The 14,587-nt window shown below is 66.8% G+C and carries 15 protein-coding genes and 2 pseudogenes; 7 read left to right on the top strand and 10 right to left on the bottom strand.

Going from position 1 to position 14,587, the window contains the following annotated elements; translation table 11 throughout:
* Positions 1-20: 20 nt before the first annotated feature.
* The 4 genes from L1066_RS07500 to L1066_RS07485 all read left to right on the top strand — a co-directional run bounded on the left by L1066_RS07500 (position 21) and on the right by L1066_RS07485 (position 3,193).
* Positions 21-806: a hypothetical protein gene (locus L1066_RS07500; protein WP_235735739.1), complete on the top strand. Its 786-nt coding sequence runs from the start codon at positions 21-23 to the stop codon at positions 804-806.
* A 122-nt stretch (positions 807-928) separates the two neighbouring features.
* Positions 929-1,894 (top strand): thioredoxin-disulfide reductase, encoded by a 966-nt coding sequence (trxB, locus tag L1066_RS07495; protein WP_235735737.1) that lies wholly within the window; start codon positions 929-931, stop codon positions 1,892-1,894.
* Positions 1,895-1,979: 85 nt separating this feature from the next.
* A complete protein-coding gene (gene trxA / locus L1066_RS07490; RefSeq protein WP_312007255.1) occupies positions 1,980-2,306 on the top strand; it encodes a thioredoxin in 327 nt (108 codons plus the stop codon).
* Between the two features lie 92 nt (positions 2,307-2,398).
* Entirely contained in the window at positions 2,399-3,193 is a 795-nt protein-coding gene (locus tag L1066_RS07485; RefSeq protein ID WP_235735736.1) for a lysophospholipid acyltransferase family protein, read from the top strand.
* 190 nt (positions 3,194-3,383) lie between these two features.
* On the opposite strand, the gene L1066_RS07480 is transcribed toward L1066_RS07485, so the two are convergent.
* From L1066_RS07480 to rpmH, 10 genes and pseudogenes are all read right to left on the bottom strand, one after another.
* The gene (locus L1066_RS07480) at positions 3,384-3,545 is read right to left on the bottom strand and encodes a hypothetical protein (protein WP_235735735.1); all 162 of its coding nucleotides are present in this window, start codon (positions 3,543-3,545) and stop codon (positions 3,384-3,386) included.
* A 76-nt stretch (positions 3,546-3,621) separates the two neighbouring features.
* A pseudogene (locus L1066_RS07475) lies at positions 3,622-4,279 on the bottom strand (transposase); the annotation flags it as partial.
* A gap of 551 nt (positions 4,280-4,830) precedes the next feature.
* Positions 4,831-5,736, bottom strand: a complete 906-nt coding sequence (locus L1066_RS07470) for a ParB/RepB/Spo0J family partition protein (protein WP_235735734.1) — start codon at positions 5,734-5,736, stop codon at positions 4,831-4,833.
* 127 nt (positions 5,737-5,863) lie between these two features.
* A complete protein-coding gene (locus tag L1066_RS07465) occupies positions 5,864-6,712 on the bottom strand; it encodes a ParA family protein (RefSeq protein ID WP_312007252.1) in 849 nt (282 codons plus the stop codon).
* Positions 6,713-7,064: 352 nt separating this feature from the next.
* Positions 7,065-7,598, bottom strand: a complete 534-nt coding sequence (rsmG, locus tag L1066_RS07460) for a 16S rRNA (guanine(527)-N(7))-methyltransferase RsmG (protein ID WP_376707657.1) — start codon at positions 7,596-7,598, stop codon at positions 7,065-7,067.
* A gap of 68 nt (positions 7,599-7,666) precedes the next feature.
* Positions 7,667-8,164, bottom strand: a complete 498-nt coding sequence (locus tag L1066_RS07455) for a Jag family protein (protein ID WP_235735733.1) — start codon at positions 8,162-8,164, stop codon at positions 7,667-7,669.
* 47 nt (positions 8,165-8,211) lie between these two features.
* Complete coding sequence (gene yidC / locus L1066_RS07450; protein ID WP_235735732.1) at positions 8,212-9,159, bottom strand: membrane protein insertase YidC; 948 nt, start codon at positions 9,157-9,159, stop codon at positions 8,212-8,214.
* Positions 9,160-9,420, bottom strand: coding sequence for a membrane protein insertion efficiency factor YidD (gene yidD, locus L1066_RS07445; RefSeq protein WP_235735730.1), 261 nt, complete (start codon positions 9,418-9,420; stop codon positions 9,160-9,162).
* Complete coding sequence (gene rnpA / locus L1066_RS07440; RefSeq protein ID WP_249224409.1) at positions 9,417-9,752, bottom strand: ribonuclease P protein component; 336 nt, start codon at positions 9,750-9,752, stop codon at positions 9,417-9,419. The genes yidD and rnpA overlap by 4 nt, the downstream gene beginning before the upstream one ends.
* Positions 9,753-9,777: 25 nt before the next feature.
* Entirely contained in the window at positions 9,778-9,915 is a 138-nt protein-coding gene (gene rpmH / locus L1066_RS07435; RefSeq protein WP_235735728.1) for a 50S ribosomal protein L34, read from the bottom strand.
* A 459-nt stretch (positions 9,916-10,374) separates the two neighbouring features.
* Here rpmH and dnaA point away from each other — a divergent pair, with 459 nt between their 5' ends.
* The 3 genes and pseudogenes from dnaA (at position 10,375) to gnd (ending at position 14,585) form a co-directional block, all read left to right on the top strand.
* A complete protein-coding gene (gene dnaA, locus L1066_RS07430) occupies positions 10,375-11,799 on the top strand; it encodes a chromosomal replication initiator protein DnaA (protein WP_235735727.1) in 1,425 nt (474 codons plus the stop codon).
* Between the two features lie 733 nt (positions 11,800-12,532).
* On the top strand, positions 12,533-13,675 hold the full coding sequence (dnaN, locus tag L1066_RS07425) for a DNA polymerase III subunit beta (protein ID WP_235735726.1): 1,143 nt from the start codon (positions 12,533-12,535) through the stop codon (positions 13,673-13,675).
* A gap of 26 nt (positions 13,676-13,701) precedes the next feature.
* A pseudogene (gene gnd / locus L1066_RS07420) lies at positions 13,702-14,585 on the top strand (phosphogluconate dehydrogenase (NAD(+)-dependent, decarboxylating)).
* Positions 14,586-14,587 lie beyond the last annotated feature (2 nt).

Raw genomic sequence — 14,587 nt, 5'->3', positions numbered from 1 at the left:
ACCGAGAGGAGGTGCCCCCGATGCCCGAGCCAACCGAGTCCGACCTCACCGAGGTACGCCGCCTCCTGCGTGAGGTGCGCGCCGAGGGTCCGCCTCCTCCCGACGTGGCCGCCCGCCTCGACGAGACCCTGGCGGGCCTGGTCGCCGAACGTTCCGCACCCGGGATCACGCCGACACCCGGCACCGGCCCGTCCGAGGTCGATGCGTCCGAAGCCCCGGTCGACGAGTTGGCGGCACGTCGACGCAGGCGCCGTACCTTGTTCGCCGGGGCTGGCCTCGTGGCCGCCGCGACCATCGTTGCGGCCGGCTTCCTCGGACAGTTGCTCGGCGACGGTGAGAACACCGATCAAGCGGGTGACAGGTCGTCGGAGTCGATGAACGAGGCACCCGCCGCCGCCGACGATGACGCGCGCGCCGAGGATTCTGCGCCCGATGCCGCTGCCCCCTCTCGCGCACCGGAGGACACGGAGGCCGGTTCCGACCGGGACGCTCCTCTCGGTGCGGTGCCGCTGACGAGCGCCGAGGAACGCGCCGTACGCCACACACTCACCGAGCTCGGGTCCGATCCCGATGGCTACCAGAGCCCGTTGGGCGACTTGTCCGCGAAGTTCCAGCGCCACCGCGCCTCGAGCTGCGCACCGGCGAGCGACGGGGCGGCGCGGACCGTGCTGGTCGTCGTCGACGGCGAGCCGCGGGTACTGGCGCTCATGCCACAGCGCGGGGACGGCAGCCGAGAGGTGAAGGTGCTCGACTGCACGAGCACGCCGCCTGATCTCGTCGACACCGTCGAGGTCCCCGCGAGCTGAGGCTGCCCGGCCCAGCCCACGGACTGTGAGGCGGACGTCGTTCGGCTCGGGAATGTCGCATGCCTAGGATCGGTTGCGACGACAAGACCCGCAGCACCATCTGGCCAGGAGGCCCACTCCCCATGAGCGACACCGTCCGCAACGTCATCATCATCGGATCCGGCCCGTCCGGCTACACCGCAGCCGTCTATGCCGCGCGGGCGAGTCTGGAACCACTGGTCTTCGAAGGTTCCGTGACCGCCGGCGGTGCGTTGATGAACACCACCGAGGTCGAGAACTTCCCCGGCTTCCGCGACGGCATCATGGGTCCGGCTCTGATGGACGAGATGCGCGCCCAGGCCGAGCGCTTCGGTGCCGAGCTGATCTCGGACGACATCGTCGAGGTGGAGCTGACCGGCGACATCAAGGTCGTACGCACTGCGACCGACACCTACCGCGCCCGCGCGGTCATCCTCGCCACCGGCTCCGGCTACCGCAAGCTCGGTCTGCCCAACGAAGACACGTTGTCGGGCCGCGGCGTCTCCTGGTGCGCGACCTGCGACGGCTTCTTCTTCCGCGACCAGAACATCGCCGTGGTCGGCGGCGGGGACTCCGCTGTCGAGGAGGCGACCTTCTTGACCCGCTTCGGATCGAAGGTCACCCTGATCCACCGCCGCGACGAGCTCCGCGCCTCCAAGATCATGGCCGAGCGCGCACTCGCCGACCCCAAGCTCGAGATCGCCTGGAACTCCGAGGTGGCGTCCATCAACGGCACCGAGAGCCTCGAGTCGCTGACCCTGCGCGACACCGTCACCGGCGAGGAGCGCGAACTGCCCGTCACCGGTCTCTTCATCGCAGTCGGTCACGACCCGCGTTCCGAGCTCCTCAAGGGCCAGGTCGACCTGGACGAGAACGGCTACGTGATCGTCGAGGCACCCTCCACACGTACCAATCTGCCCGGCGTCTTCGCGGCAGGTGACCTGGTCGACCACAGCTACCGCCAGGCGATCACCGCAGCCGGCACGGGCTGCTCGGCCGCCCTCGACGCCGAGCGCTACATCGCCGATCTCGACCACGCGCAGGCGCAGGCCGCCACTGCGGCTGTCTGATCCGACACACCCCGGGGCGCCGGGAATGCCTCACGGCACCCCGGTGTTCCACCAACATCCAACAGCTCAGGAGAGAGGAACAACCGTGGGCAACATCGCCGCAGTGACCGACGCCGACTTCGAGGCCGAGGTCCTCAAGTCCGACAAGCCCGTCCTGGTCGACTTCTGGGCCGAGTGGTGCGGCCCGTGCCGCCAGGTTGCGCCCATCCTCGAAGAGCTCGCCGGGGAGCACGGCGACAAGCTGGGCTTCTTCAAGCTCAACGTCGACGAGAACCCGACCACGCCGTCCAACTACCGCGTGACCGGCATCCCCACCCTCAACGTCTACAAGGGCGGCGAGGTCGTCAAGACCATCGTCGGTGCCAAGCCGAAGGCCGCGCTCCTGCGCGAGCTCGAGGAGTTCATCGCGTGACGGTCTCCTGACCGCAGTCGTCGCAGAGGGGCGTCCACTTTCGAGTGGACGCCCCTCTGCGCATTCGTGGCGCCATGCCTCATGCTTGTCCCATGGTCGACATCAGCTATCCCGTCACGATCGCCGCCGCCAAGACCTGGTTCAAGCTCGGTCGGGTGAAGGTCAAGATGGAGGGCACCGAACACATCCCGCGCAAGGGAGGGGCGATGTTGGCGGTGAACCACACGTCCTACATCGACTACGTGATGGCTGGCTACCCCGGAGAGAGCCAGGGTCGCTACACGCGCTTCATGGCGAAGCGGGAGATCTTCGACCACCCCGTCGGCGGCCCGGTGATGAGGTCGTACCACCACATCAGCGTCGACCGGTCTGCTGGCCTCGAGTCGATGGAGATCGCCGAGAAGGCGCTTCGGTCCGGCGAGGTCGTCGGCATCTTCCCGGAGGCGACCATCTCTCGCAGCTTCCTCATCAAGGAGCTGAAGACCGGGGCAGCCCGCATCGCCGCCAAGGCCGAGGTCCCGCTGATCCCGGTCGTGACCTGGGGTTCCCACCGCATGTTCACCAAGGACCACCCCAAGGACTTCAAGCCCGGAAAGACCGTCCTGATCAAGGTCGGCGAGCCACTCCACCCGACCGGCGAGGATCCCCTTGCCGAGACCGCGCTCCTCCATGAGCGCATGACTGAGTTGCTCGACGCCTGCATTCGGGAGTACCCCGCCGAGGAGCAGCCCCCGGCTCCTGGTGGCTCCCCGCCTCCTACGGCGGCTCCGCGCCCACGCTCGAGGAGGCCGAGGAGATCGACGCCGAGGAGAAGCGCCAGCGCGCGATCCGGCGTCGGGAGAAGGCCGCCGCCAAGCGCGCCAAGAAGAAGTAGGTTTGTCGCTTAGTCGCTTTGTCGACTTGTGGATTCCCCGCCCGGGCGGGGAAATGGGAGCTTGGTGTGCGTAGCCACAGCCACCAAGCATGCAAAAACGTGACACAGTCCCCCAGATCCCGCACTCGACGGTCAACCCGCGTTCGGGTGACCCGGCACGAGGTGTCGTGATTGCTCGGCAGCGCAGGGCGGACCAACGCTGCTCAACGGACCGCCGGGCGATCCGGGACCCGGCTGATCGTGCCAACCACGCCAAAGGCAGCGACGTCGGCATCGGTGCCGCGGCGTACGACGTTCTCGGCCGCGGAGTCCCGCGTGGCCAATCCCCTTCGCGCCGGCCCCGGCCGGTGCTGCCGTGGATCCATGGCGGCAGGACCGACGTCAGCATGTCGCTGAGCTCGCGTTCGGAGCCTGGTCTGACGGCCGCAACTCGATCGCTTTCTGGGTCCACATGTCCTTGGGAAGGTTGGCGAAGGCGAGGCTGTCGGCACGGGCACCGTGGAGGTACTCACCGACGTCGGGGAGCTTGCCAGCGACGTAGTCCGGGAGTCGGTCAAACGGGGCGTGCACCGCGGGAGCGTCAGGTCGTCGACCGAGTGCAGCCTCGCTTTGACGGCTGGCCACATCGACTTCGGTGTCACGCTCACCAGGTTGGCCGCGTAGTGAGTGCGGCATCGTTGCCAGGTCGCGCCGGGCAGGTTCGCGGCGATCGCGTCCCTCAGTCCGGCGTGGGCATCTGAGGTGACCGGGCGGACTCCGGCCAGGCCGCAGTCGAGGTCGAAGTCGGCCACGACGGTGATCAGGGCGGACTCGGCACGCTTGCGGTGCTCGAGCTGCCATGCGGCGACGTAGTGGAGCTTGGCGATCGCAACGTCGATGGTGCCGACGCGGGTGTCGAGATCGCGATGGCGTTCGCCGTTGCGTTGAGTGACCCGCTCGAGTGTGACCCACCCGTGCCCGGCACCTACAACAGCGTCGGCCCAGAGCAGGGTGGTGCTGATCGGCTGGAGCAGACTGCGCATCAAATCAGGACTGGCTTCGGACAGGGGCTTCACCAACCAGACCGGCTGGGGTCGACAAAAGCGTGCGGAGCGGTCATCGTGATGGTCCCCGGGGATTCGGTAGCAGGTTGACTCGAAGGACCACCCGGTGACCGCGTCCACGTCCGGCGCACACGCCAGTGACGACCACGGCGACCGCGCCCCTCGCCGCACCACTATCGGGAACTCAACTGCGGTGCCCGTCGGTCGTTCGTTCCACGTGAAACATCAATGGGTGGCGGCATGCCGAATCCGATCCCACACCGGGAACCAGCGGCCCTTTCGCACCCACTTCACGGTCGCCGACAACTCCCGCGGAAGGCCCGTCCACGACCTCGAGAAGCACGGCCCCTGAGGGCCTATCAGGCCCTCTGGGAGCGAATGACATCGATGTAAGTCAGATCGTGGCCACAAGGGGCCTTCAGTGCCATCATTTCATCATGCCAGCAGACGGCACAAGGTTCACGCGGTTCCGTGAGAGCGATTCTGAGCGATGTGGACCGAACGGGACCACAGCCGTTGGGCTTGGGATTGGCTCAGTGCCGCGCACCTTACACCCAATTTGTCCGTTATCAAGCCGACAAGTCTCTATGTCGACAAACAGCGTCGATCAGATCGGGCGGTCGCTGCGGTTGCGCGGATCCATGACCTCGATGATCCGCTGCAGATCGTCGACCGTCGCGAACTCAACGACGATCTTGCCCTTCGACTTGCCCATGTCGATCTTGACCCTGGTCTCGAACCGGTCGGCCAGGCGGTCCGACAACTCACTGAGACCAGGGGCAGAGGGAGTACGTCGGGTCGGCTTCGGCGCCTTCTTGCCATGATCGCCCACTGCGACGATCTCCTCCAAGCCGCGCACCGAGATGCCCTCCGCGACGACGCGCTGAGCCAACCGGTCCTGCATCTCGGGGTCGTCAACGGACAGCAAAGCCCGTGCGTGACCCGCCGACAGCACTCCCGCAGCCACCCGGCGCTGGACCGCAGGCGAGAGGCGCAGGAGGCGCAGTGTGTTGCTGATCTGGGGCCGGGAGCGCCCGATGCGCTGCGCCAACTCGTCATGGGTGCAGCCGAAGTCCTCGAGCAGCTGGCCGTAGGCTGCAGCCTCCTCCAGCGGATTGAGCTCCGAGCGGTGCAGATTCTCCAGGAGCGCGTCGCGGAGCATGTCGTTGTCGTCGGTCTGGCGCACGATGGCCGGGATGAACTCGAGACCGGCCTCTTGAGAGGCACGCCAGCGCCGCTCACCCATGATCAGCTCATAGGTCTCAGCACCGGTCCTACGCACCACGATGGGCTGCAACAGGCCGATCTCGCGCACCGAGTGCACCAGCTCCGCCATGGCCTCCTCCTCGAAGACCTGCCGCGGCTGACGTGCGTTGGGCACGATCTGCAGGATTGGGAGCTCCGCGAAGTAGGCCGAGCCCTCAACGCCCTCACACGCCTGCTGCACCGCGTTGTCGCCCTGTGGGGCGCCGGCGGCCGCTGCGGCACGAGAGGAGCGCTCATCGGTACCCACAGGCGCGCTGGGAGTCGCCTGCGACGCCGTCGGGGACGCCGCGGGAGCCTCAGCGGGGATTCCGCCGGAGCGGTGGGGATCAGTGCGCCGAGACCGCGGCCCAGGCCGCGTCGCTGAGGCTTCTGGCTCATGCGGGGGCTCCCTTCGCGGCGATCTCCCGGGCGGCCTCGAGATAGCAGAGCGCACCGGGCGAGCCCGGGTCATAGGTCATCACTGTCTGTCCGTACGACGGTGCCTCGGACACACGCACACTCCGAGGGATCGAGGTCTTGAGAACCGTGTCACCGAAGTGCTCTCGCACTTCATCGGCGACGCCCTGCGAGAGCTTCGTCCGGCCGTCATACATCGTGATCAGGATCGTGGAGACCGTCAGCCGCTGGTTGAGGTGCTGCTTCACCATCTCCACCGTCTCCAGGAGCTGGCCCAACCCCTCCAGGGCGTAGTACTCCGCCTGGATGGGGATGACCATCTCCTGGCCGGCCACCAAGGCGTTCAGGGTGAGCAGTCCCAACGAGGGCGGGCAGTCGATGATCACGAAGTCGAAACGATCGTCACCCACCTCAGCAGCGGTACCAACGAATGGATGCGCCTTGATCGCCTTGTCGAGGCGGCTCTCGCGCGCCACCACGGAGACGAGCTCGATCTCCGCGCCAGCGAGATCGATCGTCGCCGGTACGACCCGCAGGTTGGGGTGCTCCGGGCTCTCGTGCATGACGTCGCCCAGCGGCTGACCGTCGACGAGCATGTCGTAGGTCGACGGCGTACCGCGGTGGTGCTCGATCGACAGCGCCGTGGAGGCGTTGCCTTGGGGGTCCAGGTCGATGAGCAGGACCTTCTGGCCCAGCTGAGCAAGGCCCACGGCGAGGTTCACCGACGACGTCGTCTTGCCGACGCCGCCCTTCTGGTTGGCGACCACCATGATCCTGGTGGCATCCGGGCGCTGGCTGCTGACCCGAGGCGCAGAGCGAGCCAGCACGGTGTGCTCGGCGGCCTTGGCCAGGGAGTGAGCTCATCCGCGTAGTGCTCGGGGTTCTGCGCCAGATCGCCTGCTGTTCGGACGCGGAACGTCCCTTCGGGCGATGTTTCACGTGAAACCACGCTGAGCCTCTTCCTGTGGATGAACCTGGTGTTTCTGTGGATGACCCGCCTGAGCAGTTCAACCGGACCGGTGGATAACTCCCACCGCCGCGCCGATCAACGTCGCCGCTTACGAGCCTTCTTCGAGCGCCGCGGCCCGTTTCCCGGATCGCCCAAACCTACTCTGCTGGGATCGGCCCACGAAACCCGCACCGCATACGTCGGTCCGCCCGCAAGCTCCGCACCAAGCGTCAACACCTCGGGCGCCGCGCACCCCATCCGCTGCCACACCGACCGGTGCTCCTCGACTTCGTCGGCGACCGACGAACCCTTGAGCGCGACCAGCGCACCAGCGGGGAGACCAACGGCATCGACCAGGTCAACAGCCGGTCGAGCGGGGCGACAGCGCGAGACGTCACCACATCGAACGCATGCTTCTCAGCGAACTCGTCTGCTCGACCGCGCCAGACCGTCACCTGATCCAGGCCGAGATCATCGACGACCTCCGTGAGGAACGTCGTCCGGCGGAGCAGCGGCTCCACCAACGTGATGTCGAGGTCGGGGCGGACAATGGCGAGCACCAGGCCCGGTAGCCCGGCTCCGGAACCGATGTCGCACACTCGCACCCCCTCCGGGATCGCATCGGCCAAGACGGCGCAGTTGACGAGGTGCCGCTCCCACAGCCGGGGCACCTCTCTGGGGCCGATGAGGCCCCGGACGGTGCCGGCGTCGGCCAACCAGGCCGCGTAGCGCTCTGCGAGCACCTGTCGCTCGGACGGGAACACCCCCGTGCCTCCGCCGACATGGCGGGAGCAGCGGGGGTGTTTCACGTGAAACATCGCCCATGGTGATGTCAGCCGGGCAGGACCACGACGAAACGCCTGGGCTCGGCACCCTCGGACTCCGACTGGAGGCCGGCTGCCGCAACAGCGTCGTGCACGACCTTGCGCTCGAAGGGCGACATCGGATCGAGGGAGACCTTCTCACCGGACTCCTTGACCTCGCCCACGACCTTCTCGGCGAGGGCAACGAGCCGCTCGCGCTGAGCCGCGCGATGACCGCCGATGTCGAGCATGAGCCGGGAGCGTTCACCGGTCTCCCGGTGGACGGCCAGGCGGGTCAGCTCCTGAAGGGCCTCGAGCACCTCACCGTTGCGGCCGATCAGCTGCTTGAGCTCAGCACCGACCACGGAGACCGACGCACGGTCGCCCTCGACGTCCATGTCGATGTCGCCGTCGAGGTCGGCGATGTCGAGCAGCTCCTCGAGGTAGTCGGCTGCAATGTCGCCCTCGTTCTCGAGGCGCTCGAGGCGCGACGGACGGGGGTTCTCCTCAGTCACTTCTTCGGTCACGGGTGGAACTCCTGGGGGTTGAGCAGGGAAAGGAAAAGGTGGGGCGGTCAGGACCGCTTCTTGGGGTTCTTGCGCTGGCTCTTCGACTGCCGCTTCGGCTGCACGCGCTGGTGCGTCGGCGGCTCGTCAACCACAGTGCCGGTGACGGTGTCGTCCGAGGCGGGGAGCTTGCCCTTGCGGCGCTCGCGCTCCTCCTTGGCCTTGTGGGCCGGCGTGCCCGGCGCAGGGTTGCGGCGGATCACATAGAACTGCTGGCCCATGGTCCACAGGTTGGAGACCGTCCAGTAGATGAGGACACCGATCGGGAAGGCGACACCACCGACAGCGAAGACGACCGGCAGCACGTAGAGCATGATCTTCTGCTGCTGCGCATACGGCCCGGTCATCGCCGACGCAGGCATGTTCTTCGTCATCAGCTGGCGCTGGGTGGTGAAGGTGGTGACGAGCATCGCCAGCACGAAGACCAGCGCCATGATCTGGACGCCGTGGTCGCCGTCAGCGCCGATGAAGGTCTTGGAGATCTGCACGCCGAAGAGCTCCGAGTGCGCGAACTCCGTCGCCCGCTCGTCGCTGAGGATGCCGCGACCTTCCTGGTTCTTCGCGGCCTGGTCGAGGAGCCGGAAGAGCGAGAGGAAGATCGGCATCTGCAAGAGGATCGGCAGGCAGGAGGCGAAGGGGTTGGTGCCCGCCTCCTTGTAGAGCGCCATCGTCTCCTGGGCGAGCTTCTCCCGATCATGGCCGTAGCGCTTCTGCAGTTCCTTGACCTGCGGCTGCAACATCTGCATGTTGCGTGACGCCTTGATCTGCTTCACGAAGAGCGGAATCAGCGCCGCCCGGATCACGATGGTGAGACCGACGATGGACAGTGCCCACGCAGCTCCGGAAGCCGGGTCGAGGACCAGCCCGATGACGTTGTGGAAGCCGACCAGTACGGCGGAGACCGCGTAGTAGAGGGGCTGCATGATGAAGCTGCCGATGGCACTGAAGAAGGACACTCATGCTCCTTGTGAGGGGGCGGGCGTACGGCGGGAAGGGGGTACCGGGTCATAACCCCCGGCCGCCCACGGGTGACAGCGTCCCAGGCGGCGTACGGCGAGCCAACCACCGCGGATGCTGCCGTGGACCGTGACGGCCTCGAGGGCGTAGTACGAACAACTGGGGTGGTAGCGGCAGACCTGGCCGTAGAGCGGGCTGATGAGCAACCGGTAGAGCCGGAGGAAGCCGATGAGCAGCCAGCGGAGCGGGTCGTACTTCATGAGGTGACCCGGCCGATGGCCTTCAGGAGGTCAGCCTCGAGCTGGACAGAGGTCGCAGCAGCGGACGCTGGCAGCGCACGGACCACGAGCATGCCAGAATCCGGGAGCACCGACAGGTGCTCCCGGACCAGATGACGAAGTCGACGCCGCACGCGATTGCGGACCACGGAGTTTCCCACCGCTCGGCTCACCACGAAGCCTGCACGGCGAGGGCCGCCGTCGGGATCCACCAACAGGTGCGCGACCAAGGTCGCGGAGCCGGCTCGCCGACCCTGACGAGTCACCGCCCGAAATTCGTGGGCGGTGTGCAGCCTGGAACGCTTGGGTAGCAAGGCCGCGCAGGCGCCGTCTGTGAACTCAGACGGCGAGCTTCTGGCGACCCTTGCGGCGGCGAGCCGCGAGGATCGCGCGGCCGGCGCGGGTGCGCATGCGAAGACGGAAACCGTGCACCTTGTGACGGCGGCGGTTGTTCGGCTGGTACGTACGCTTGCTCACGGCTTGCTCTTTCGGCTGGTTGGTTCCTGCAGGGATGCCCACGCGATGCCCGGAACTGGGGCAACAGCCTTCGGCTGGCACCGCCCGACCAGGACGCCCCTGAGGGGTTTCATGGGCATGCGGCACCGGTCGACACCGACGCAGACCTTGCAACGGTACGTGGCCCGGGAAGAGGGGGTCAAACCCACGAGCACCGAACCTGTGGATGACGGGTTGATCCCAGGGGCGGCAGCGCGTTAGGTTCAGCCTCTCCACACCCTGTGGACAGCCTCGTTGAGGAGCCTTCGCCCGACGCCGAGAACGCTGGCGGAAGGAGTAGGGATTCATCCTCTGACCTGCGAGAATGCCAGATCTTGGGCAGTCGCTCGCGGTCCGGAGAAAGGTGATCTCCACCACTTGGATGAATGATGCACAGCCTGTGGAGAAAGTTGTGGATCAATTAATTTCGGAAGGACCATCGTGGCTGCTTCAGAGGACCAACCCGACCTGCACCAGGTGTGGCGATCCTTGGTCGATGACCTGCAGCCCAACCAACGCGCCTGGCTGCGTGCCAGTGAGCCGGTCACGCTCCACGAGAACACCGCGATCATCGCTGTCCCCAACGAGTTCACCCGGTCCCAACTCGAAGGTCGGCTACGCACTCGCCTCGAGGACTCACTCACCGAGTCCTTCGGCCAACAGATCCGCATCGCGGTGACGGTCAACCCACAGCTCGATGAGGGCATCGGCGTCGAGGTCGAGGAGGAGCCGCGCACTCCCGAGGTCGAACCGGAGCCGGCACCTGAGCAGACAAACCGACATGTTGATATGTCGACAAAGAACTCAGGGTCGCAGCCCCCTGCCTTGGAGACTCGTCTCAACCCCAAGTACACGTTCGAGACCTTCGTCATCGGCTCGAGCAACCGCTTCCCGCACGCGGCAGCCGTAGCCGTCGCCGAATCACCGGGCAAGGCCTACAACCCACTCCTCATCTACGGAGACTCCGGACTCGGCAAGACCCACCTGCTCCACGCGGTCGGGCACTACGTGCGTTCCCTCTTCCGCGGCATCAAGGTCCGCTACGTCTCCAGTGAAGAGTTCACGAACGAGTTCATCAACGCGATCAAGGACAAGCGCCCCGAGACCTTCCAGCGGCGCTACCGCGACGTCGACGTCCTCCTCATCGACGACATCCAGTTCCTCGAGGGAAAGACGCAGACGCAGGAGGAGTTCTTCCACACCTTCAACGCGCTCCACAACGCCAACAAGCAGATCGTCCTCACCTCCGACCGCGCACCCAAGCGGCTCGAGGCGTTGGAGGACCGCCTGCGGAGCCGGTTCGAGTGGGGGCTGATCACCGACGTCCAGCCACCCGACCTCGAGACGCGCATCGCGATCCTCCGCAAGAAGGCGGCGATGGAACGGATGACTGCGCCGCCCGAGGTGCTCGAGTTCATCGCCTCGAAGATCCACACCAACATCCGCGAGCTCGAGGGCGCGCTGATCCGGGTCACTGCCTTCGCGAGCCTGAACCGTCAGGACGTCGACCTGACTCTCGCCGAGATCGTCCTCAAGGATCTGATCCCCGAGGGCGGCGAGCCCGAGATCACCGCCGCATCGATCATCGCGCAGACCGCCGCCTACTTCGGCGTCTCGATCGAGGAGCTCACCGGGCCCAGCCGTGGCCGGCACCTCGTGCAGGGCCGCCAGATCGCCATGTATCTCTGCCGCGAGCTCACCGACCTCTCGCTGCCCAAGATCGGCGCCCAGTTCGGCAACCGCGACCACACGACGGTCATGTATGCGCAGCGCAAGATCAACCAGCTGCTCGCCGAACGGCGTTCGGTCTACAACCAGGTCACCGAGCTGACGAACCGCATCAAGATGCAGGCACGCCAGAACTGACGCTGTTCAGCGCCGGCGGGAGGTCTCGACAAGCTCGACCAACGGCGACTTGCGCTAGGCAGATCGTGGTCTCGACAAGCTCGACCAGCGGCGGCCCGCTCGAGCAACGCGCTCGGGGTGGTCTCGACAAGCTCGACCAACGGGAGTCCGCTCGACCAACGGGAGTCCGCTCGACCAACGGGAGTCCGCTCGACCAACGGGAGTCCAGGCTCGAGCAACGACAGTCCGGCTCGCCCGACGACAGTCCGTTGGTCGAGCTTGTCGAGACCAGGAGAGCCGACCCTTCGCGACCAGGAGAGGGCTCCAAAACCACAAGTTCCTCTGTGGAGAAGCCAGCTCCTCGGGTCCGAATTACAAATGAGTGAGTTGTGGGATCGCTGCGAAGTTGTGATTCGGAGACCGTGGTCTGCACACCCCAACCTGGTGACACCACATCCGAGTGCACACCCCCTGTGCACAGCAATTTCCAGCACGACCAGCACGAACGAGAGTTGTCCACAGCTTCCACAGCTCCTATGACAACGATGAACTCAATTGATGCTCCCGATGCCCACAAACGCTTGGTCCGGCCTGCTGCCTGTGGACGACCGCCCCGATCCCCCAGGCTCCGAGGCGAATGACAAGCAACTGATCTCACCCGGGCCTCCCCGGAAGGTTTGGTGCATGGCAGGATGCTGGGTCCGGACGTGTCATTCCCGACCGCCGGTCACTGCGCGCATGGAGGAAGAGTTACGTGAAGTTCCGCGTCGAGCGAGACGTGCTCACCGATGCCGTTGCCTGGGCTGCCCGCAGCCTGCCGGTTCGTCCTAGCGCCCCTGTCCTGGCCGGACTCCTGATCGAGGCCAGCGACTCCGGGCTCGTGCTCTCCACCTTCGACTACGAGACCTCCGCTCGCGCGGAGCTCTCGGCAGAGGTCTCCGACGAGGGCAAGGTGCTGGTCTCCGGCCGCCTGCTCGCCGACATCTGTCGCAGCCTGCCCAACAAGCCCGTTGAGATCTCTGACGAAGACACGCGCATCTCGCTCACCTGCGGGTCGGCACGCTTCAGCCTCCAGAAGATGCCGGTCGACGAATACCCCGCGCTGCCCGACATGCCGTCGGCCACCGGCACCGTCTCCAGTGACGTCTTCTCCCGCGCGGTCGGCCAGGCCGTCACCGCCGCCGGCCGCGACGACATGCTTCCGGTGCTCACCGGTGTCCGCATCGAGATCGAGGGTTCCTCGATCGCCCTGCTCGCCACCGACCGTTTCCGCCTCTCGCTGCGCGAGATCCCGTGGAACCCCCGCACCCCCGACGAGACCGTCGCCGCGCTGGTGCCGGCCAAGGTCCTGGCCGACACCGCCAAATCGATGACGTCCGGAAGCGAGATCACCATCGCGCTCTCGGCCAGCGGCTCCGGCGACGGCATCATCGGCTTCGAGGGCATCGCTCCCGGTGGCACCCGGCGTACGACGACCCGGTTGCTGGACGGCGAGTTCCCCAAGGTCCGCAGTCTCTTCCCCGCCGAGCACGCGACCACGGCGACCGTCGACCGCGAATCGCTCATCAGCACGGTCAAGCGTGTCTCCCTGGTCGCCGACCGCAACACCGCGGTCCAGCTCGCCTTCTCCGACGGCGTGTTGACCCTTGACGCGGGTTCCGGCGACGAGGCGCAGGCCAGCGAGTCGATCGAGGCCAACATCAACGGCGACGACATCACGACCGGCTTCAACCCGACCTTCCTCCTCGACGGCCTGGGCGCCATCGAGGAACCGGTCGTCGAGCTTGCCTTCACCCAGGCCTCGAAGCCCGTGGTGATGCGCGGCATCGCCACGGAGGGCGACACCACCGCTGCCGGGTTCCGCTACCTGTTGATGCCGCGCCGCCTGCTGTCCTGACCGCTCGACCCCACCGGGAGACTGCCATGCACATCGGCCTGATCGGACTGGGCAAGATGGGCGGCAACATGCGCGAACGGCTGCGTCGCGCCGGACTCACGGTGACGGGCTTCGACCGCTCCCCCGAGGTGAGCGACGTCGCGAGCCTGGAGGCCCTGGTGGCGGCCGTGCCCACGCCCCGTCTGCTCTGGCTGATGGTGCCGGCCGGCTCCCCACCCACGACACGGTCATCGCGCTCGGCGACCTCCTCGACCCGGGTGACCTGGTGGTCGACGGCGGCAACTCACGGTGGACCGACGACATCCGCCATGCCGAGCTGCTGGCCGAGCACGGCATCGGCTTCGTCGACTGCGGCGTCTCCGGCGGTGTGTGGGGCCTCGACAACGGTTACGCACTGATGTACGGCGGCGACTCGGCCCATGTCGCCCACGCCCAACCGGTCTTCGACGCGCTCAAGCCAGAAGGTGAACGCGGCGCCGTGCATGCGGGCAAGGTCGGGGCCGGGCACTTCTCCAAGATGGTCCACAACGGCATCGAATACGCGCTGATGCAGGCCTACGCCGAGGGCTGGGAGCTGCTCGAGAAGGTCGACCTCGTCGACAACGTCACCGAGGTCTTCGACTCCTGGCGCGAGGGCACCGTCATCCGGTCCTGGTTGCTCGATCTCTTCACCGACGCCCTGGAGCAGGATCCCGGTCTGGCAAGCATCGCCGGCTACGCCGACGACTCGGGTGAGGGCAGGTGGACCGTCGAGGCCGCGATCGACAACGCCGTACCCGTCCCGGCGATCACCGCGGCGCTCTTCGCCCGCTTCGTCTCCCGTCAGGACGACTCCCCCGCCATGAAGGCGATTGCCGCGATGCGTGCCCAGTTCGGTGGGCACGCGACTCGCCCCGAGCCGGGTTCCTGACG

This window comes from Nocardioides alcanivorans (assembly GCF_021555175.1).
In the GTDB taxonomy this organism is placed as follows: Bacteria; Actinomycetota; Actinomycetes; order Propionibacteriales; family Nocardioidaceae; genus Nocardioides; species Nocardioides alcanivorans.
Note: the sequence above shows the minus strand (reverse complement) of the source record. Positions and strands in the feature narration are given on the sequence as shown.